The following is a 20,508-nucleotide window of genomic DNA, read 5'->3' on the forward strand; positions in this document are numbered from 1 at the left end:
AGCAAAAAGGGTGGTTTTTTTGATTCAAAAGAAATTACTTAATGTCAATTCTGATTCGAATGTTTGTAATTATTTGATTTGCGTAAAAAAACTAATAACTGTTTGATATATTGTATACAAGCGTTTATAATTGAATCTATATTACTTTTGTTCGTTCTTTAAACATAAGTTCGAGGAGATTATAGAGGAGGGAATAATGTGCAGAAAAAATTACATACTTTGTTGTATTTTTTACTTGTTTTTGTTTTATTGTTGTCAGCGTGTTCCGGAAATACCGAAACGACAACTACAGAAAACAATGGAAAAGAAATGACGGAAGAAGATAAGCACGGAGGTACATTAATTTATGGGCGTGGAGCGGATTCTGTTGGATTAGACCCGATCAATGTCACAGACGGTGAATCGATTCGTGTTACGCATAATATCTTTGAAACTTTATTGGAATACGACCACAATTTAGAATTACAACCAAAACTAGCAACAGAATACAGTTCGAGTGAAGATGGTTTGACTTGGACATTCCAATTACGTGAAGGCGTTAAATTCCATGATGGAACTGATTTTAATGCAGAAGCTGTTGTTTTTAATTTTGACCGTTGGATGGACCCAGAAAACAAATATCACCAAGGAGATTTTCCTTATTACCCATTTCTTTACGGTGGGTTTAAAGGAGATGAAAATCATTTAATCGAACATGTCCTAGCGACAGGCGATCATGAGCTTGAGATTAAATTGAAACGAAAAACAGCACCATTTCTTAGTTATTTAGCAATTTCCATGTTCGGGATTGCGAGTCCAGCTGCGATTGAGCAGTATGGAGCGGAATTATATGAACACCCTGTAGGAACAGGGCCATTCATGTTTGAAGAATGGAGTCGCAACAGCACCATTACATTGGCGAAAAATCCAGAATATTGGATGGATGGAAAGCCGTATCTAGACAAACTTGTTTATCAAGTCATCCCTGAAAATTCAGCGCGTTTAAACGCATTGCAAACAGGCGAAATTGATGTTTTAGATGGCATGAATGCAGGGGACACTACTATTGTAGAAGAAGCACAAGGATTAGAATTGCAAAAGCGTCCAAGTTTCAATATTGGTTATATGGCTTTTAATATGGAGAAAAAACCTTTTGATAATCCATTGGTACGTAAAGCGATTAATTTGGCCATTAACAAAGAAGAAATTGTCGATGCATTTTATAACGGCATGGCTGATTCGGCAACAAGTCCATTGCCGCCATCGTTATGGAGCCATGATGATACGTTAAAAAAATATGATTATAATGTCGAAGAAGCGAAAAAGCTATTAGCTGAAGCCGGCTTAGAGGATGGCTTTGAGACAGAATTATACACAATGAGCAATCCGCGTCCTTATTTGCCCGAACCCGTTAAAATAGCTGAAGCGATTCAATCGGACTTAGCCGAAATTGGCGTCACAGCAAAAATTGTTTCCTCAGAATGGGCAACATATTTAGATGATACGAAAAATGGCAAGCACAGTATGGCGATGTATGGGTGGACGGGTGTAATGGCTGATCCTGATAATTTCCTATATCCCAACTTAAGCAAAACAAACGCGGAAGTTCCAGCACAAAATATTGCCTTCTATAAGAGTGATGAGTTTACTTCTTTAATTACAGAAGCGCGTGAAACAATTGATCATGAAAAGCGGACAGAGCTTTATAAGAAAGCACAGCAGCTATTTCAAGAAGATGCACCTTGGGTGATGTTGGCATATACAACGCCTCCACTTGCGCAAAGTGATTATGTAAAAGGCTACAAGCCGCATCCAATGAGTAACGACTTAATGACAGATGTGTATTTAACAAACTAATAAGTTGAGGTGGATGGTCTTTGTACAATTTATTGAAAAAGCTATGTGAACTGGTAGGACCAAGTGGATTTGAACAGGACGTTCAACGTTTTATCAAAAATGAAATACAAGACAAAGTGGATAAAATTGAAGTAGATGCTTTAGGAAATCTAATCGCTGCTATAAAAGCGACTGATCCACAGATGCCATCAATTTTACTAGCAGCACATGCAGATGAAATTGGTTTTATCGTCAAAAAAATTGAACCGAATGGCACATTACGCTTTGAACAGCTTGGGGGATTTGATAATCGAATCTTGCTAGCACAACCTGTTACGATTAAAAGCTCTGAAGGTTATATCGAAGGTGTCATTGGTGCTTTAGCTGTCCATTACGTAAAATGGGATGATCCGAGCAGAATTGCTTCGCATCGTGATTTGTATATTGATGTCGGTGCAAGCTCGGCCACAGAAGTTCTTGAGATGGGGATCAAGGTTGGTCAACCGATAAGTTATGGGAGTGGCCTAAAGTTGGCAGGTGACAAAAAACGCAATCGAGTAATCGGAAAAGCATTAGATGATCGCGCCGGTTGCGCTGTCTTAATCAGTCTGATTAATAAGCTTCAGGCTAACCCAAAAGCACAACATGGTGAGATTTACTGTGTTTTCACAGTCCAAGAAGAAGTAGGATTACGAGGAGCTTCTGTATTGTCGCAAGGCATTAAACCAGATTTTGCATTAGCCGTAGATACAACACCAACAAGCGATACTTACGATGTATTGATGACAGGAACTAGGAAACTCGGTGAAGGACCCTGTATTAAGATTGCAGATAAGTCATTGATTTCGCATCCACTTGTGACAGGCCTTTTGGAAGAAGTTGCAATTGAACAAAGCATTCCATACCAACAAGAAATTTTTATGGGCATTGGTACAGACGCCGGAGCTATTCATATGACATCAACCGGAGTGTCAACTGGAGTCGTATCTATTCCTTCGCGTTATACACATACACCAACTGAAATTATCGACTTAGAAGATCTTGAAAATACGGTTCTTTTAGTAGAAGCATTTATTTTTGCTTCAAAAAAATTAAAAGGGAAAAACTTTTTAGATACATGAATAGAATGGAGAAAAACCGAGTGCCCACAAGGCATTCGGTTTTTCTATTGGTAGTTTTAAATAACGATTAAGCAATATGAAATAATGAATTCAAATTAATTTCAAAAAAGTGATCTAAAGTGAATCCCTTTGCGTTATGCCTGTATAACGAAAAAAAAACAAAACAAAGGGAGCGATTTTAGATGAAATTAAACAAAGTACTTTTAGCCTTACCACTCAGCCTAGCATTATTGGTACCAACGGCGGCACTTGCCGACAGCCACGGAGGACATTCAACAGCGAGCGAAGCTTCAATGGAAATGGCCACAGCAACACCGGCTGGAGAACTACGCATCGCCCTTGATACGACGTTAACCGAGCATGCATTCCTTGCAATCGAAGCGATGCGTAAAGGCGTCGACGGCGCAGAAGATTTTGACCAAGCAGCAGGCGCGTTACTAGCGAACGCTGACGACTTATCAGCAGCAGTTGGATCGGTTTATGGCGAAGAAGGCGCAGCGCAATTTGACGAAGTATGGAAATCACATATCGGGTATTTCGTGGATTACGTAACAGCAACTGCTGAAGACAACCAAGAAGGCAAAGACCAAGCACTAGCAGAACTGGAAAAATACAAAGTTGAACAATCTGAGTTTTTTGACACAGCAACAGGTGGCTTACTGCCAGCGGCAGCTGTTCAAGAAGGATTGGACATGCACGTTGATCAGTTGATCATGGCATTTGACGCATACGTGGCGGGCGATTTCGAAAAAGCTTACTCATTAGAGCGTGAAGGAATTCAACACATGAGCATGTTCGCAGAAAGCTTGTCTATTGCGATCACAACTCAATTCCCAGACAAATTTGAAAACACAAGTGCGGATACACCGGCAATTGACTTGCGTGCGACCTTGAACCAAACGTTCACTGAACATGCAGGACTTGCGGTAATGGCAATGCAAGACGGCGCTGACGGCGCAGAAAGTTTTGACCAAGCAGCAGGCGCGTTACTAGCGAACGCTGACGACTTGTCGGCAGCTGTTGGTTCGGTATACGGCGAAGAAGCCGGTGCACAATTTGACGAAACATGGAAGTCGCACATTGGCTACTTTGTGGATTACGTAACAGCAACAGGTGAAGGCAACAAAGAAGGGCAAGAACAAGCACGTGCAGAACTTGACCAATACATCGTCGACCAAGCCGCATTCTTAGATGCAGCAACAGAAGGACGCGTACCAGCCGATGCACTTGAAGAAGGCTTGACAGCACATGTTGGCCAACTCCTAGCCGCATTTGACTCATACGTAGCCGGCGATTTTGATGCAGCGTACAGCTCGATTCGCGAAGCATACGCACATATGCAAATGCCAGCAGCTGGCTTGTCAGCAGCAATCGTAGATCAGTTCCCAGACCAATTCGGTGCAACTGAAATGCCATCTGAAATGCCAAAAACAGGCATGGGCGGAATGGCTGACGAAGGTTCATTCCCAATCATGTGGGTACTAATCGGCTTAATGCTTGCGACATTGACAACAGTTGTAGCAGTTCGTACACGCAAACAATAATTAGACAGATAACAAAAAAGCTAGCCTTTTTGGCTAGCTTTTTGTTTGTCTAAATAATGGATAAGAGACGTTTAGTTTTTACTATATTGTGTCGGAAACTCCGAAATAAGTAATAGTTTTGGATTTAGAAATAAGTTAAAGAAAAATATACCTGAAGTTATTGTAAGATAGAAAAAAGAAATGGAGATGAATTGTATGAAAAAAATAATGATTTTATTCGTATTGGCTATTTTTGCATTACCAGTAGTTGGACAAGCACACACGACATTATCTTCCTCAACACCTGCACAAGGTTCTGTTGTTACTGAGAGTTTAGAAGAAATAGTTCTGACTTTCGGAACGGTTATAGAACAAGGAAGTACAATGACTTTGGAAAGTGCAGGAGAAACTTATGATTTTGAAGAAGTCACTCTTTCAAGCGAAATTATGACTGGAGTTATAAAAGAAAAGCTGCCAAATGGCTCGTATACAATTCAGTGGAAAATCATTGGAGTAGACGGCCATCCAATTGAAGGAGAAGTTCCATTTGAAGTAGCTGTAGAAGTAGTTGAAGAAGAACCAGTAGAAGAAACAGTAGTCGAAACTGAAGAAGAGCCTGTTGTTGAAGAAGAATTAGCTACAGAAGAACAATCTGTTCAAGCTACAGAAAGCACTGAAGAAGCTGGCGGCAATATGCTAACCACCATCCTTCTTATTTTAGCAGTTGTGGTTATTGGATTTGTTGTCTTCAGATTGATGAAGAAGAAATAAGGTTATTATTGAAAGAGAAGACTTCTGAGGAAGTGTTTCTCTTTTTTTATTCTCAGAAGTAGAAAGACGTATTATTGATGAAATTGTAGCCGCATATATGTTATAAAGGAAAAGGAATAGATATGTCTTAATTGCAAGAGAAAATGGGAAGGATGATTTTTTGTTAGACTTAGGAAATTTTGAATGGGAAAAGCTTCTTATTGGAGCAGGAGTCATTGCTGCACAAATAATTGGAATTTTAATCGCTTTTCTTTTAGTAAGAGCAATTGGGAAAAAATTGATCAATCGCTTTTTTGAAAGGTTATTGGAGAAGAAGGACGTTACGAAGGGGCGTGCTTTAACACTTCAAAGCTTATCGGAAAATATTTTATCTTATGTTTTGATCTTTATCCTGATCACAACAATTTTTAATATATTTGGTTTGTCCGTAGCAAGCTTGATTGCAGGCGCTGGAATTATCGGATTGGCAATAGGTTTTGGGGCACAAGGCTTAGTGAGTGACGTCGTAACTGGTTTCTTCTTACTCCTAGAAAAACAGTTGGATGTGAACGACTATGTAACGGTTGGAAGCATTGATGGCATTGTAGAAGCAGTTGGTTTGAGAACAACTCAAATCCGCAGTTTTGATGGTACATTGAATTACATTCCGAACCGGGACATTTTAACAGTGAGCAATCATTCGCGTGGGAATATGCGTGCACTTGTAGATATCGGGATCTCTTACGATGAAAATATTGATGAAGCCATGGCGGTTATACAAGATGCTTGTACGCAAATGGCGGCAAAAGACATTGGTATTGTTGAAGGACCAGATGTAATTGGGGTACAAGCATTTGGTGCGTCAGATGTTACGTTACGAGTGATTGCAAGAGCGGAAAATGGCGAGCAATGGGCCGTAGAGCGACAATTGCGTAAAGCTATCAAAGAAGCACTTGATGCAAAAGGAATTGAAATTCCATTCCCGCACCAAGTTAATATTCAAAAAAATGTAGGTGTTTTAGAAAGTTAATCATTTACTAAATAACTGAACATAAAAAGGCAGCCAATTAGGCTGCCTTTTTGTTCTACCATTGTTTATTCTCATGTACAGAGCTTGAAGAGTAAGTAGAGCGATTACTCTCGGTACGTCTTTGGTTTTCCCATAACGTGAGAAGGTTAACAGCACCATTGCTCCATTCGTTAACTTGTGCAATGTTTTCTCGATCATGATCAACCCTTGATGAAATATTCCCTGTAATTGCACGAACTGAAGCATTCAAGTCGATGACTGAATTCAGCGTTCCTTTTGCAGCATCAACGAGCACAGTAACTTTTTCAGATTTTATTTGAACATCTTCTTTAAGTTCGTTGGCGCGGTGAGACAAGCTTGTTGCTTCAAATTGAAGTTTATCTGTGCGCTCTTTCAATTTGTTTACAGAACCTTTTATTTCTTTCATGGGTTCTTTAATTCCTACTATGAGCATAACAACGCCAATTATTGCAATAATAATACCTGCTAAAAAGATGACGAGTGCTATGTATAGCCACGTTGTAGAGTCCATTTGATTTCCTCCTCTTTTATATGGATGTCTTGAATATGCTATACCCGCAAAGCTTGTATGATTAACATAATAGAAGCAATAGATCTTTGAAGTTTGCTAATCTACAAACAACTCCCATAATATAAACGAGTATGGTAGAATTTTATCACATATGTATAAATTATCTGGCATTTTTTAAAATGTGAGAAAGAGCAGGTGCAAAAATGATTGTCGGAATAGATGCAGGCGGTACATTGATTAAAGTGGCGTATACCAAAAAAGGGGAGGTCCATTTTGATAAGTATCCAATTGCTGAAATCGAGCAGGTTGCCAACTGGATAAATAATTTGGGTGACTGCAAAGTTTGTGTAACAGGAGGAAGGTCGGGAGTTCTTGTTTCATTACTCAATCAACCCGCACAAGAAATGGTGGAATTTGAAGCTACGCATCTGGGAGTACAAGTTCTTTTAGAGAAGAGCGGGACTTTGGAAGACGCTTATTTAGTGACTAATGTTGGAACCGGCACATCAATTCATTGTATACAAGATAATATGCAAGAGCGGTTAGGGGGTACAGGTGTCGGTGGTGGTACATTAATCGGCTTAAGCCATTTATTGACTGGCGTTACTCGGTACGATGAAATTGTGGAGTTGGCAAGCCAAGGTTCGCGTGATCGCCTTGATTTAAAAGTTAAACATATATACGAAGACAAAGAGCCACCGATTTCAGGGGAACTCACAGCCAGTAACTTTGGACAAAATTTGTTTGCAGTTTCAGATGATTTGTCGAAGGAAGAGTTGTTAGCGGCAGTTATAGGCTTAGTTGGTGAAACAGTTAGCACAGTAAGTGTTCAAGCAGCTCGCCAATGCAGAAGTTCTACTATTGTTTATATCGGTTCGTCGTTTATCGATAATCCCTTACTCAAAGAAGTAGTGACAAGCTATACTATTTTGCGCGGCTCTGTTCCTGTATTTCCTGAAAACGGAGAATTTTCAGGGGCAATGGGCGCGATGACGGCTTTGACTAAAAAAACAGTATGATTTAGTACTTCAAAGAGCCTTACTCGATCGGTATACCGATCGAGTAAGGCTCTTTTATGATTACTTTTATTCTTTAGCTGTTTTTAATTTTAATGCCAGTATTCCACTCCCAGCAAAGACGAGTGAAGCGACATAAAAAATACTAGCAATCGTTAAAAAGTCAATGAGATAGCCGGTAGCAATTACGGCGATCGCTGCAGCAACAGATGTCCAAACGTGATAACGGCCAATTTGGGCTCCGGCAATTTCTTTTGTGACGTAGCGTGCCAATATTGTTTTTTCTGAATTTTTTTGTACCGCGCCTAATATCCCCATAAGTACTTGCAAAATATAAACATGCCACACTTCAGAAGCGAGTGGGAAAAATAATAACAGTATGGCCATGCCCCAAGAATAAATCGCGAGTAGGGATTTATCTCCGACGCGATCTGCGTATTTCCCAACTACCGGATAACAAAGTGCCGCTGTCAATGCAAATAAACCATAAGCCCATCCAAACTGAGCGTAACTATCTCCAACATTCCGAATTAGTAAAATGTAAAATGGAAAAATCATGCTTGAGGACATTCCTACAATGCCTTGATAGTAGATAAAGCGTCTATAATTCATGGCCGGTACTCCTCATAAAAAAGATTCATAAAACGATGCTCTGGATCATAATGTTCTTTTAACGCGAAGAATTCATCGGTTTTAGGATAAGCTTTTTGCATTTGTTTTTTGGTCGGATAGCCGAAATAAGGAAGGTAATAACTGCCGTCATGTGCAAGGGTGACATCAATCATTTCGCGCACCACATCTTGTGTGGCTTGGACACTTTTTTTATCGGTTCCTTGATTAATTAGTAAAACGAGTGAGAACATATCTTGTTTTGCATACGATAAAACGGCATCTTCATTTCGTTCAACATACCGAATGGTCACATTTAACAAATTAAAGTCCGGATGGTCTTCGAGTACCTTTTTTAACTCTGGAATATAGTTCTCGAACTGATTTACGGGAACAAAATACTCTTGTAAGATTTCCGTTTTTCGACTATTTTCGTACTCCATAAATTCTGAATCTGAACGCATGACATTGTTCCGAGATACAAGGTTTCCGTCGATTTGTTGCGTATATACTTTTTGTGCATTCCAAAAACGATCTTTCCCCGCATCATTAATGCGTGAAAGACCTAGAAAAAATTTGGGCACGGCAACCAGGTTTTCTGTTTTTAATGTTTGGTAACGTGCAAGTTCACTTTGATCTTCCTCTGATTTGTACGTAATCGCATACATGTCTTCCATAAAAGAATCGGGGGCAATGGATATGCGTGCTAAATGCATTTTAGCCTGAGGGTTTTCTTTAACTTGCTCAGCAAAGTAAGATGGATAGTCACTATACGACATGCTCGCTGTTTCAGTTTGGAGCAATTCATCATCCGTCAACTGAAACGTGACATCTAAAATAATGCCAAACAATCCATAACCACCAAGAACAGCATAAAACAATTTGTTATTTTCTGTAGCACTTAGTTGGAGAATGTCGCCTTGAGCATTCAAAAAACGCATCGATAAAACCGTATCTGTCATTCCTCCATGCCGAATGTCTAATCCATGTGCATTCACACTGAGCGAACCGCCTACTGTGAAGATGTTTTGCGACTGACTGACTTTTAACGACAAACCGTGTGGATTAATGGCTTCTTGAATGTCTGCCCATGTCGCACCGCTTTGTACTGTCACGGTTTTGGCATGTGAATCGACTTCCAAAACTTGATTATAAGGTTTCATATCAATCATAACGCCATTGGGGTAAACGGTTTGACCGCCTTGACTATGTTGCATACCGGCAATTGAAAGCACATCTCCATTGTTCTTAGCATCAGTAACAATTTTCTGAAGTGCGTCGTCCGTCATACCAGACGTTATGGTTTTTATTTCTACAGGTAAAAGTCGTTCATGCAGGTCGTTGTCGGGACGATTTAGTTGTGTAGCGTACACGTAGACAGACAATCCGAAAATTAGTAAGTATACAAGAGCTAACCAAGCTGTTTTCATCACACTTCACCTCTTGCATGATTAGACTGGAATAGTGCCAATTAGTTCCTTTAATACGAAAAAAAGATATCGCTGAATGCGACATCTTTTAAAATAAAAACTATTCATTAATAATCGTCAATTTTTCGCGAATATCGGTACGTTGTTGTTTTGCAGGGATATGAGCAGGATAGCCGATCATCATGGTCGCGACAATTTTTTCGCCCGGGTTTACACCAATTGCTTCGCGGAATACGGGGTTGTATATCCAGTCGTTAGAGCGCCAAATCATGCCGATGCCACGTTCCCAAGCAGCGAGTTGGAAATTTTGAAGCATAGAAGAAATGGCGCCGTAATCTTCGTCCCATCTTCTTTGTCTCGGATCTTCAGGCATAATCACTACTAAATGAAGCGGAATGCTGCGGAAATAATCCGCTTTATTAAATGCTTTTGCAGGCGTTTCTCCATCAGGTGTTTGCATAGCTTTAAGAAATGCTTGAACGAACTTTTCTTTTCCGGCACCAGTATAAAGCTGGAAACGCCAAGGTTCATTGACTTTATGGTTAGGCGCCCATTTGGCGACATTTAACAGCTCAATAATTTCTTCTGTATTGACGGCATCAACTTTGAACTTCTTGATTGAACGTCTCTCTATAATGTTTTGGTCGATAAGATTCATTAGTAAACAGCTCTCCTTTTCGTATAAAAATTACAAGTACGTGTCTTTAATCCTAACATGGCTCACAAACAAAACGTATTAAAACAGACAAAAAGAACAATGTGGATAGGCGGAAATATTGGTAGAATAGAAGCATAAGCAAGGAGTGGATCGAGTTGAAGAAGATTGTAGTCATCGGAGGAGGCATTACAGGCCTTTCTACCATGTATTATTTGCAAAAACTAAACATGCAGGAAAACCTCGGACTAGAGTTGGTTCTGATCGAACGTTCGCATCAATTAGGCGGCAAGATTAAGACAGTAACGAACGAAGAATTCGTTATGGAAGTTGGGGCAGACTCAATTGTTGCCCGTCATGCCAGTGTCATGCCGCTAATTGAAGAGTTGGGATTAAAACAGAAGATGGTTTATAACGGTACGGGAATTTCTTATTTATACGCGAATAATGTGCTGCATGCCATTCCAAAAGACAGTGTTTTTGGTATTCCCATGAGCAAAGAGTCGCTATTTAGTTCAACGCTGGTTTCTGAAGAAGGCAAACAGGCAGCATTGAAAGATTTTACTAGCCCAAACGAAACCTATACACGTGATAGTTCAATTGGAGAGTTTCTTGAAGCTTTCTTAGGGAAAGAATTGGTTGAAAATCAAATTGCCCCTGTCCTGTCTGGAGTGTACTCGGGAAATCTTTATGAATTAACCCTATCATCGACTTTGCCTTATTTAGTTGATTATAAAAACAAATATGGCAGTATCATCAAAGGTTTTGAAGAAAACAAAGAATTTTTCCAAGGTGCCGCAAATAAAAAATTCATTTCATTTGATAACGGTATGGAAGTATTGATTGATACATTAGAAGACAAACTAAAGAAAAATCAAATCATCAAAGGTATTGGTACCAGGTCTATTAAAAAAGACAAAGATGGCTATCTTGTAGAGCTTGAAAATGGTAAGACCTTAGAAGCAGATTATGTGATTTTGGCAACCCCTCATCAAGTGGCACAAGAGTTGTTGGATTTGCCTGAACTAGATGCTGAATTTGATCAGTTTTTAAATTCTTCGTTGATCAGTGTTTATCTTGGTTATGACATTCCAGACGAACGCTTGCCAGAAGATGGTACCGGATTTATCGTATCGCAAGAAAGTGATTTGCACTGCAATGCATGCACATGGACAAGTCGAAAATGGCAGCATACATCCAAAAGCCAAAAACTATTAGTTCGGTTATTTTACAAAAGCTCACACCCATCATATGGCCAGTTGAAAGATTTGTCTGAAGAAGAATTAGTGGAAGTGGCCATGGAGGATATCCAAAAAAGTTTGGGTATTAGTGAGAGACCATTAACTGCTGAAGTAACAGGGTGGAAAAACTTAATGCCTAATTATCATATGGATCATAAAAAGGCGATTAATGCATTAGAGTTGAAGATGGAAGAAATGGTGCCTCGTATTAAGCTGGCAGGTTCTTCTTACTTTGGGGTAGGAGTTGGCGCATGCATTCAAAACGGTGCTGATTTGGCGAAGATTATTACGAATAACCTAGCTGAAAGAAATGAAGCGTAAAAAGAGACTTATTAGAGTCTCTTTTTTTCGTACAAATAGAAAAAGCCTTTTATCCAATTGGATAAAAGGCTTACTAAAAACTATTTTGTTTCAGTAAGATCTGGAACAGCTAAGCCAAGACCTTCTGCAACACGCGTACCAAAATCAGGATCTGCTTTATACAAATGGCTGATTTGACGAAGTTTGATGTCTTCTTTATCTACAGCGCTTAAGTTACCGACAAAAGTTGCCACAAGACGTTCTTGTTCTTCGGCACTTTGCAAACGGTAAAGATCGCCTGGTTGTGTATAATGATCATCTTTAAAGTAAGAAACTGAATCAGTTACACCCGATACTTCAAGTGGAGCGGGTTTTGCAGCTGCCGTTTCAGTAGGGCCACCGTAACTGTTTGGCTCGTAATAAACAGAACCGCCACCGTTATTGCCAAAGTTCATTTGACCATCACGCTGGTAATTGTTTACTTGGTTTTTTGCTGCGTTAATTGGCAGCATATGGTGGTTAGCGCCTACACGGTAGCGATGAGCGTCATGGTATGCGAACAAACGGCCTTGAAGCATTTTATCTGGTGAAACATCGATTCCTGGAACCAAAGTACCTGGAGAGAACGTTGCTTGTTCTACTTCAGCAAAGTAGTTTTCGGGATTGCGATTTAGTACCATGCGTCCAACTTCCATTAACGGATAGTCTTTATGAGACCATGTTTTTGTCACATCAAATGGGTCGAAGCGATACGTATTGGCATCTTCTAAAGGCATAATTTGAACATACATCGTCCAGGCTGGGAAGTCGCCTTGTTCAATTGCATTAAACAAATCTTCTGTATGGTAATCAGGGTTTTCCCCAGCAATTTTATCTGCCACTTCTTGAGTGATATTTTTAATGCCTTGATCTGTTAACATATGGTATTTTACCCACACAGATTCGCCTTCAGCATTTGTCCATTTAAATGTATGGCTACCGAAACCGTGCATATGACGCCATGTAGCAGGAATTCCGCGGTCGCCCATCAAATAAGTAACTTGGTGTAATGATTCTGGTGACAATGACCAGAAGTCCCATACTGCGTTAGGATTTTTCAAATGCGTACGTGGATCGCGTTTTTGTGTATGGATAAAGTCAGGAAATTTAAGCGCATCTTGAATAAAGAAGATAGGCGTGTTGTTACCTACTAAATCATAGTTACCTTCTTCAGTATAAAATTTTAACGAAAAACCACGTGGGTCGCGAAGTGTATCCGCTGATCCAAGTTCACCAGCGACTGTAGAGAAGCGTGCGAACATATCCGTTTTCTTGCCAACTTCAGATAAGAAAGCGGCTTTCGTATATTTTGTCACGTCTTGAGTTACTTCGAAATAACCATGTGCACCGCCACCTTTAGCATGTACGACACGTTCAGGAATACGTTCTCTATTGAAATGAGCAAGCTTTTCAAGAAGATGTACGTCTTGTAAAAGGACTGGCCCACGTTGTCCGGCCGTTTGTGAATTTTGGTTGTCTCCGACTGGGGCTCCCCAACTAGTTGTTAAACCTGTTTTGTCTGTACTCATTAATCGAACACCTCTTTTTTATTTTATATAAAACACTACACTACTAATGATATCATCTTTCAGATTAAAATCAATTTTAAGAGATAATCATTATTAACAAAGGAATATTCAAAAAATTTAAATGAAAAAAACCAGCAACCTAGAACTCAACTAGGTCACCGGTTTTTGTTTTATAAGTAGTTTTATTTCATGACATTTAAACGTTGATAACTATCGAATTTTGAACCCCAGTATTTATCATTCAAACTTGTAATTTGAACGCGATCACCACCGGCGTGAATAAAGCTGTTATTTCCAATGAAAATTCCCATATGTGAGATACCCGGGCGATAAGTATTCTTAAAGAAAACTAAGTCGCCGATTTCAGGAGAGCTTACAGGCGAAGATAACGCGTAAAAACCGGTTGTGTTTGTTCTTGGAACTTTAAATCCAGCTTGATTATAAACATAGTAAATATAACCACTGCAATCAAATCCGCCTGGAGCAGAGCCACCCCATTTGTAAGGAGTACCTAGGAAAGAATTTGCTGATGCTATTAGTGTAGAAATCGCTCCAGAATTAACAGGAGGAGTTACCACTGGATTCGAAACAGGTACCAATGAACCAGTTGCTGATTTTACATCTACCTTTAAAACTTGACCAACACGGATTGAGCTAGATTTTAAGCTGTTTGAGCTCATCAATTGAGAAACAGATGTATTATAACGTTTAGCGATATTGGTTAATGTATCGCCACTAACTACGCGATACGTGCTCGTGCTAGAGACTGTAGGTGCAGTTGCAGGAACTTTAATTGTCGGTGTTGGAGCGGAAGTGACTGCTTTACCGCTAACTACTAGTTTTTGATTAGGAAAAATATTACTTCCGGATAGTTTGTTTAATTGTTGGATTGAGCTAACACTCGTACTGTGAAGTCGAGCTATATGTGACAATGTATCTCCTGACTTTACTGTATATGTATTTGTCGAGCTTACTGAGGTAGTTGAGACAGTAGTTTTTGGCGAAGTAGCGACTGTCGTTGAAGCAGCTGAAACTTTGATCGACTGATTTGGAAAAATGGAATTTGATGATAGGTTATTCCACTGAAGCAATTGATTGACGGAGGTGTTATTGCTTGTTGCGATTTTCCATAATGTATCTCCTGGTTTTACTGTATAAGTACTTGCCTCTGTACTTGAAGTCCCAATCGCCATTGATAACGCTGTAGCTGCAAATAAAGTGAAAAAAATCTTTCTCATCCTCAAACCCCTTTTTGTTGTTTTATTTATCAATAATTTGGTCTTTTTTTGTGAGTTACTTAATTCTATATAATTAATGCAATATAGGCAATACGATTCAATATTACAATTGTGTTACAAAGATGAAAGTAATGAAAATAGGAATTATGAATTTTAAAGTAACACGATAATGGAAAATTAATGAATTATATACTTTCACAAATACTATATCGACTGTTTTTGATAAAAGTTAATAGTTTTTATTAAAAAATTGTTTATTTAAAAATACAGAGAACTTTTTAGGAGAATACTATTTTTCTTACGAGATTAATAATTATTGCAATATTACCTTTTTTCTGACATTATGAAGAGATATGATGCATAAAGTTAGAAGGAGGCGGAGCAAAGAATGTATGCAACACTTGGAAGTATCTTCGATCAGACAGTGAGCATGTATCCGAACAAGGAAGCGCTAGTTGATATAAGAAGAGGACAAAGATGGACTTATTCTCAATGGAGTGACGAAGTTCATCGTTTAGCGAATGCACTCATTGCAGCAGGTGTCTGCAAAGGAGATCGGGTTTCAAGTTTTCTTTTCAATAATAGTGAATTGCCAACTGCGCTGTTCGCCTGCGCAAAAATCGGAGCTGTATTTAATCCTATCAACTTCCGTTTAAAGCCCGAGGAGTTGATCTATATATTAAACGATGCAACACCCGAAATTGTCCTTTTTGAAGAAGCATTAAAAGAGACGGTTGAAAAAGTGGCTGACCAATTTCCAAGTATCCAGTTTTGGTTTATAGACGAAGATGTTCCAGAATATGCAGTAAGTTATCAAGAACAGGTTAATGCAGCCACACTGATAGATCCTCTTGTAGAAGTAGAAGAAACAGATATTTATGCAATCATGTATACGAGCGGAACTACCGGGCGGCCTAAAGGAGTTATCCACTCTCACCGCAACATGGCAGAACAAAGTATGGCATGTATTGCGATGCTAAAATATACTAAAAATGACGTAGGTCTAGTGATTGCGCCGATGTTCCACTGTGCCGAACTGCATTGTTGCATCATTCCGCGTGTCCAAGCAGGTGCTTCAAGCATTATTATGCACCAGTTTAATCCTCAATTAGCAGTCGATACCGTCGAAAGTGCAAAGGTTACAGTTATGTTCGCAGTACCAACAATGTGGAGCATGATGACAGAAATAGCTGGTGCAAATTCGAAAGTGCAAACCTTGAAGCGTGGATTATATGGAGCAGCTCCAATGGCACCTGTTCTCGTTAAACGAGTTAAAGACATTCTTGGAATTGAATTAATCCAAGCGTATGGCCAAACGGAAATGGGACCAGCTATAACTTTTCTAACTGAGGATGAGCAGCTAACTAAAGCGGGATCTGCAGGTAAACCTGCTTATAATCATGAGATTCGAATTGTTCGGCCACAAGACCATGGACCTTCAGAACCAGATGATCAACTAGAACCATTTGAAGTGGGTGAAATCATTGTTCGGGGTCCGAGTATGATGTTAGGATATTTTCATCGTGCGCAAGCTACAGCTCGGGTCATGTATAAAGATTGGTATCATACTAGCGACTTAGGATATATGGATGAAGAAGGCTATTTATATGTGTCCGACCGAGTCGATGACATGATTATTAGTGGTGGGGAAAATATTTATCCGCGTGAAGTAGAAGATGCACTGCATGGACATGAGTTGGTTCAAGATGTTGCTGTATTAGGCATACCCGACGAAAAGTGGGGAGAGTCGGTAATAGCATTTGTCGTCGTGAAAAATGAGTTATTGACTAAAGATCAGTTAGAGGAATATTGCTTGAACAACGAAAACTTAGCGCGATTCAAAAGACCTAGAACGTATCACTTTGTTGAAGAGTTACCTCGAAATGCTAGTGGAAAAATACAGAAATTTTTATTGCGCGAGTTATACGCAGATCAAAAGCTTAAAGAAAATGACGAAAATTGAAGGTATGTGTTGAGAAGGAGAATGTTAACATGGAAATGAAGCCGATGGATGAAACTATTATTGGCATATTGGGGATTGAACTAGGTGAAATGACTTCAGAAAAAGCAATAGCTACTATGCCGGTACATGGACCTACGCATCAAGTTTTTGGCCAACTTCATGGAGGAGCATCTGTAGTTTTGGCAGAAACAGTTGCGAGTTTTGGCACTTGGAATTTAATCGACCAAGAAAATGAGACTGCAGTAGGTTTGGAAATCAACGCCAACCATTTACGTGGAAAAAGTGAGGGCATCGTGACTGCGATTGGTACACCTCTTCATAAAGGAAGAACGACAATGGTCTGGGATGTTAAAATTGTTGATGAAGAAGATAAATTGATTTGTGTTTCTAGATGCACAGTAGCTATTGTTCAAAAGAAAAAGTAGTGTAAAAAGACAAAGTCTTAATAAGATGAATAGTGGTGTATAAGCTCCAATCGATCTGACCACTTTGCTTTCCTGTGGGATAGCGAAGCGACGAAATCCACTCGGGCGACTAGCCCGAGTTAGTTCGGCGCAAGCCCGCGGAAAGCGTCCGCCTGGAGTGCAGAATACGGAATAAACAAGTTGAAAAAAATATTCATTCTCTAACTATCATGAATATCCTTTTGTCTACAAGCTGAGACAATCCCTTACTCAGGAGAGTAAGGGATTGTCTTTGCCTATAGAGAGTTTTTCGTTTAAAGGCATGTTAGTATATACAATAAAGAAATGTAAAGTGAGAGTGGTTTATATGTTCAATTCTTTAACTGAATTAATGGAAGCAAAAAACTTGAAAGACAAACGTTCAGTTCCGTGGAACCAAATTTGTCAAGAAGAGCAATTGTCCGAGCAATTTATTAAAGAAAATGTAGACCAGGTAAATTGGCAGTTAATCTCTGGTCACCAAGAGTTGTCGGAAGGTTTTATCCAGAAATATAAAAATCGCTTATTTTGGGACAAAGTGATCCAAACACAAAAACTCTCGGAAAGTTTTATTGAGAAATATGCCAATAAAAAGAAATGGCAACCAATCGCTATTGAAGAATTAAGCAAAAAGCAGCAAAAAACCTTTGAAAAAGAAAGTCGACCATTTGAGGCAACATATTATTGGAAGCTTGTTTCAAAAAAACAACAATTAGCAAATGCTAAAGGCTTGTCACCGATGTTTATCGAAAAGCATCAAAAAAAATTAGACTGGACTGAACTTAGTCGTCATCAGCATTTACCGATGCCGTTAATCTATCGTCATGCTCATCAAGTAGACTGGATTTTGGTTACGCGTCATCAAGTCTTATCTGAACGCTTTATCGAAAAGTACAGCAATCACGTTGAATGGGAAACGATCTCGTTTCACCAGTCTTTGTCCGAGCGTTTTATCAATCGGCATCATGGAAAAATGAGTTTTATTTCAGCACAAGAGAGACGTTCTGAAACGTTTCTTTTCACACATTTAGATAAAATGGATGCTGCATCGATCATAGAGCATCAACAGTTAGCTAATGTGAAAAGATACGAGCCATTTGATGTTTATATCCTGACAAAAGGTGATCAACGAAAATACATGATTAAATTTCATAAATCGACTGAAGCTTTGGAAGCAATTCGCAAAGTTGATGAAGAAGAGTTGTATGAACACTTGGAAGAGAATGGTTTATTAATAGTGATTGAAGAAGACTTTCCAGAACTAACGATTATTGGAGATATGCGGTTCTAATGATCTATTTAGACAGTGACTGACAATTGAACGCTGATTTTTAATGAGAATCGGGTTATACTAAAGAAAAAATTGAAAGTTGGGATTTTATTCATGGCTTTTACGGACTTATCGATTGCGAGCGAAGCGACTATACAGCCGATTTTAGAAATTGCACAACAAGCAGGTATTCCTAAAGAGGCTTTAGAACTTTACGGAAACTTTAAAGCAAAGATTAATGTAGATCAATTAAAACCTGTTCAAAAAATGGGACAAGTTGTTCTAGTAACGGCAATTAGTCCAACTCCTGCTGGAGAAGGTAAGTCTACTGTAACTGTAGGATTAGCAGATGCTTTTAAGCAATTGAAAGAATCAGTAGCGGTAGCGCTTCGTGAACCATCTTTAGGTCCTGTCATGGGCGTAAAAGGCGGTGCTACTGGAGGCGGCTTTGCACAAGTTTTGCCAATGGAAGATATCAATTTGCATTTTACGGGTGATATTCACGCGATTACTTCAGCGAATAATGCGTTAGCCGCCTTAATAGACAATCACTTGCACCAAAAAAATGTTTTAAATATTGACCCACGCCGAATTACTTGGAAACGAGTGTTGGATATTAACGACCGTGCGCTTCGACAAGTAACGATTGGGCTAGGTGGTCCTGGACAAGGGATTCCTCGTCAAGATGGCTTTGATATTACCGTAGCTTCGGAAATCATGGCAGTTTTATGTTTAGCGACTTCTCTTGCTGATTTGAAAGAACGATTGGCACAAATGGTTATTGGCTATACCTATGACAGAGAGCCAGTTACGGTTAGAGACCTTGAAGCAGAAGGCGCGTTAACTTTATTGTTAAAAGAGGCTTTCAAACCAAATTTAGTTCAAACGATTGAAGGAACTCCAGCTATCATCCACGGCGGTCCTTTTGCCAATATCGCTCATGGCTGTAACTCGCTAATTGCAACAAACACAGCAAGACAGATAGCGGATATTGTCGTAACAGAAGCAGGCTTTGGGGCTGATTTGGGTGCTGAGAAGTTTATGCACATCAAGTCGAGAAAAGGTGGGTTTAATCCAGATGCCGTTGTTATTGTGGCAACTATTCGAGCACTTAAAATGCATGGTGGGGTAGCGAAAGATCAGTTGAAAGAAGAAAATGCGAATGCTGTAGAACGCGGAATGGTCAATTTGGCCAAGCATGTAGATACGATTCAACAATTCGGTATTGAGCCTGTTGTTGCATTAAATCGCTTTGCTGGTGATAGTGAAGAAGAATTAGCCACAGTACTCGATTGGGCAAAGCAACAAGGTGTGGCGATTGCTTTAACAGAGGTTTGGGGAAAAGGCGGGCAAGGTGGAGTAGCTTTAGCTAAACTTGTAAAGCAAGAACTACAACGTCCAACAAACTTTCAACTACTTTATAAAGAAGAAGATTCAATCGAAGAAAAACTTCGGACAATTGTTCAAAAAGTGTATGGAGGAGCAGATATTCAATTATCCGACCTTGCACAAAAGCAACTTGTGGAATTGAAAAAATTCGGTTGGGATTCTTTGCCAATCTGTATGGCGAAAACGCAGTATTCATTATCGGATCAACCTAAGTTATTAGGGCGTCCAGAAGGATTCATCATTACCATCCGAGAGATTATGCCAAAACTCGGCGCAGGTTTTTTGGTGTGCTTAACAGGCGATATTATGACGATGCCTGGTCTTCCTAAAAAGCCTGCCGCATTGAGCATGGATGTTACTGCAGATGGAAGCGCAGTTGGTTTATTTTAAGTAAGAAAAACTTGGTATTAATCTCAAGTCAACTAGTAAGAGGTATTGGAATGATTCATTCCAATACCTCTTTTTATTCATCGACATGTATTTTAAAGTCAACAATAAATTAATGTGGTTGAAGTATCAGTTAAATAAGACGCGTTGTGAAGATGGATGGTAGAATATAGGGACTAACAATGAACGATACGAAGATACCAGTCTAGTTGATATTACAGGAGGAAC

General features: G+C 39.4%; 17 protein-coding genes. 11 read left to right on the forward strand and 6 right to left on the reverse strand.

Features of this window, described 5'->3' with window-relative positions; all coding sequences use genetic code 11:
* The first annotated feature begins 198 nt into the window (after positions 1-198).
* The 5 genes from PLANO_RS01125 (at position 199) to PLANO_RS01145 (ending at position 6,239) form a co-directional block, all read left to right on the forward strand.
* Complete coding sequence (locus tag PLANO_RS01125; protein WP_038702198.1) at positions 199-1,836, forward strand: ABC transporter substrate-binding protein; 1,638 nt, start codon at positions 199-201, stop codon at positions 1,834-1,836.
* 20 nt (positions 1,837-1,856) lie between these two features.
* Positions 1,857-2,936 (forward strand): M42 family metallopeptidase, encoded by a 1,080-nt coding sequence (locus PLANO_RS01130; protein WP_038702200.1) that lies wholly within the window; start codon positions 1,857-1,859, stop codon positions 2,934-2,936.
* Positions 2,937-3,118: 182 nt separating this feature from the next.
* Complete coding sequence (locus PLANO_RS01135; protein ID WP_038702202.1) at positions 3,119-4,480, forward strand: hypothetical protein; 1,362 nt, start codon at positions 3,119-3,121, stop codon at positions 4,478-4,480.
* 195 nt (positions 4,481-4,675) lie between these two features.
* On the forward strand, positions 4,676-5,230 hold the full coding sequence (locus PLANO_RS01140) for a copper resistance CopC family protein (protein ID WP_038702204.1): 555 nt from the start codon (positions 4,676-4,678) through the stop codon (positions 5,228-5,230).
* A gap of 160 nt (positions 5,231-5,390) precedes the next feature.
* Complete coding sequence (locus PLANO_RS01145) at positions 5,391-6,239, forward strand: mechanosensitive ion channel family protein (protein WP_038702205.1); 849 nt, start codon at positions 5,391-5,393, stop codon at positions 6,237-6,239.
* A gap of 55 nt (positions 6,240-6,294) precedes the next feature.
* On the opposite strand, the gene PLANO_RS01150 is transcribed toward PLANO_RS01145, so the two are convergent.
* Entirely contained in the window at positions 6,295-6,771 is a 477-nt protein-coding gene (locus tag PLANO_RS01150; RefSeq protein WP_038702208.1) for a DUF948 domain-containing protein, read from the reverse strand.
* A 203-nt stretch (positions 6,772-6,974) separates the two neighbouring features.
* Here PLANO_RS01150 and coaW point away from each other — a divergent pair, with 203 nt between their 5' ends.
* Complete coding sequence (gene coaW, locus PLANO_RS01155; protein WP_038702210.1) at positions 6,975-7,790, forward strand: type II pantothenate kinase; 816 nt, start codon at positions 6,975-6,977, stop codon at positions 7,788-7,790.
* A 66-nt stretch (positions 7,791-7,856) separates the two neighbouring features.
* On the opposite strand, the gene PLANO_RS01160 is transcribed toward coaW, so the two are convergent.
* The 3 genes from PLANO_RS01160 to PLANO_RS01170 all read right to left on the reverse strand — a co-directional run bounded on the left by PLANO_RS01160 (position 7,857) and on the right by PLANO_RS01170 (position 10,484).
* On the reverse strand, positions 7,857-8,399 hold the full coding sequence (locus PLANO_RS01160; RefSeq protein ID WP_038702211.1) for an MFS transporter: 543 nt from the start codon (positions 8,397-8,399) through the stop codon (positions 7,857-7,859).
* Complete coding sequence (locus PLANO_RS01165; RefSeq protein WP_038702213.1) at positions 8,396-9,826, reverse strand: FAD-binding oxidoreductase; 1,431 nt, start codon at positions 9,824-9,826, stop codon at positions 8,396-8,398. The genes PLANO_RS01160 and PLANO_RS01165 overlap by 4 nt, the downstream gene beginning before the upstream one ends.
* Positions 9,827-9,926: 100 nt before the next feature.
* Positions 9,927-10,484: a nitroreductase family protein gene (locus PLANO_RS01170; protein ID WP_038702214.1), complete on the reverse strand. Its 558-nt coding sequence runs from the start codon at positions 10,482-10,484 to the stop codon at positions 9,927-9,929.
* Between the two features lie 155 nt (positions 10,485-10,639).
* Here PLANO_RS01170 and PLANO_RS01175 point away from each other — a divergent pair, with 155 nt between their 5' ends.
* Positions 10,640-12,043 carry a protoporphyrinogen oxidase gene (locus PLANO_RS01175; protein ID WP_038702216.1) on the forward strand — a complete coding sequence of 468 codons (1,404 nt, stop codon included), beginning with the start codon at positions 10,640-10,642 and terminating at the stop codon, positions 12,041-12,043.
* An 80-nt stretch (positions 12,044-12,123) separates the two neighbouring features.
* Here PLANO_RS01175 and katA read toward each other — a convergent pair whose 3' ends face one another.
* Complete coding sequence (gene katA, locus PLANO_RS01180) at positions 12,124-13,590, reverse strand: catalase KatA (protein WP_038702218.1); 1,467 nt, start codon at positions 13,588-13,590, stop codon at positions 12,124-12,126.
* Between the two features lie 182 nt (positions 13,591-13,772).
* Positions 13,773-14,828, reverse strand: coding sequence for a C40 family peptidase (locus tag PLANO_RS01185; protein WP_038702221.1), 1,056 nt, complete (start codon positions 14,826-14,828; stop codon positions 13,773-13,775).
* A 388-nt stretch (positions 14,829-15,216) separates the two neighbouring features.
* On the opposite strand from PLANO_RS01185, the gene PLANO_RS01190 reads away from it, so the two are divergent.
* From PLANO_RS01190 to PLANO_RS01205, 4 genes are all read left to right on the forward strand, one after another.
* Entirely contained in the window at positions 15,217-16,791 is a 1,575-nt protein-coding gene (locus tag PLANO_RS01190; RefSeq protein ID WP_038702222.1) for a fatty acid--CoA ligase, read from the forward strand.
* A gap of 29 nt (positions 16,792-16,820) precedes the next feature.
* Entirely contained in the window at positions 16,821-17,216 is a 396-nt protein-coding gene (locus PLANO_RS01195) for a hotdog fold thioesterase (protein ID WP_038702225.1), read from the forward strand.
* A gap of 346 nt (positions 17,217-17,562) precedes the next feature.
* A complete protein-coding gene (locus tag PLANO_RS01200) occupies positions 17,563-18,525 on the forward strand; it encodes a hypothetical protein (RefSeq protein ID WP_038702227.1) in 963 nt (320 codons plus the stop codon).
* Between the two features lie 93 nt (positions 18,526-18,618).
* Complete coding sequence (locus PLANO_RS01205) at positions 18,619-20,283, forward strand: formate--tetrahydrofolate ligase (protein WP_038702229.1); 1,665 nt, start codon at positions 18,619-18,621, stop codon at positions 20,281-20,283.
* Positions 20,284-20,508 lie beyond the last annotated feature (225 nt).

Source organism: Planococcus sp. PAMC 21323 (assembly GCF_000785555.1).
Taxonomy (GTDB): domain Bacteria; phylum Bacillota; class Bacilli; order Bacillales_A; family Planococcaceae; genus Planococcus.

Coding starts and splice junctions, on each gene's coding strand:
- PLANO_RS01165 (WP_038702213.1), bottom strand. CDS start 9,826: ATGAAAACAGCTTGGTTAGCTCTTGTATACTTACTAATTTTCGGATTG.
- PLANO_RS01190 (WP_038702222.1), top strand. CDS start 15,217: ATGTATGCAACACTTGGAAGTATCTTCGATCAGACAGTGAGCATGTAT.
- PLANO_RS01135 (WP_038702202.1), top strand. CDS start 3,119: ATGAAATTAAACAAAGTACTTTTAGCCTTACCACTCAGCCTAGCATTA.
- PLANO_RS01150 (WP_038702208.1), bottom strand. CDS start 6,771: ATGGACTCTACAACGTGGCTATACATAGCACTCGTCATCTTTTTAGCA.
- PLANO_RS01160 (WP_038702211.1), bottom strand. CDS start 8,399: ATGAATTATAGACGCTTTATCTACTATCAAGGCATTGTAGGAATGTCC.
- PLANO_RS01205 (WP_038702229.1), top strand. CDS start 18,619: ATGGCTTTTACGGACTTATCGATTGCGAGCGAAGCGACTATACAGCCG.
- PLANO_RS01170 (WP_038702214.1), bottom strand. CDS start 10,484: ATGAATCTTATCGACCAAAACATTATAGAGAGACGTTCAATCAAGAAG.
- katA (WP_038702218.1), bottom strand. CDS start 13,590: ATGAGTACAGACAAAACAGGTTTAACAACTAGTTGGGGAGCCCCAGTC.
- PLANO_RS01140 (WP_038702204.1), top strand. CDS start 4,676: ATGAAAAAAATAATGATTTTATTCGTATTGGCTATTTTTGCATTACCA.
- PLANO_RS01200 (WP_038702227.1), top strand. CDS start 17,563: ATGTTCAATTCTTTAACTGAATTAATGGAAGCAAAAAACTTGAAAGAC.
- PLANO_RS01185 (WP_038702221.1), bottom strand. CDS start 14,828: ATGAGAAAGATTTTTTTCACTTTATTTGCAGCTACAGCGTTATCAATG.
- PLANO_RS01195 (WP_038702225.1), top strand. CDS start 16,821: ATGGAAATGAAGCCGATGGATGAAACTATTATTGGCATATTGGGGATT.
- coaW (WP_038702210.1), top strand. CDS start 6,975: ATGATTGTCGGAATAGATGCAGGCGGTACATTGATTAAAGTGGCGTAT.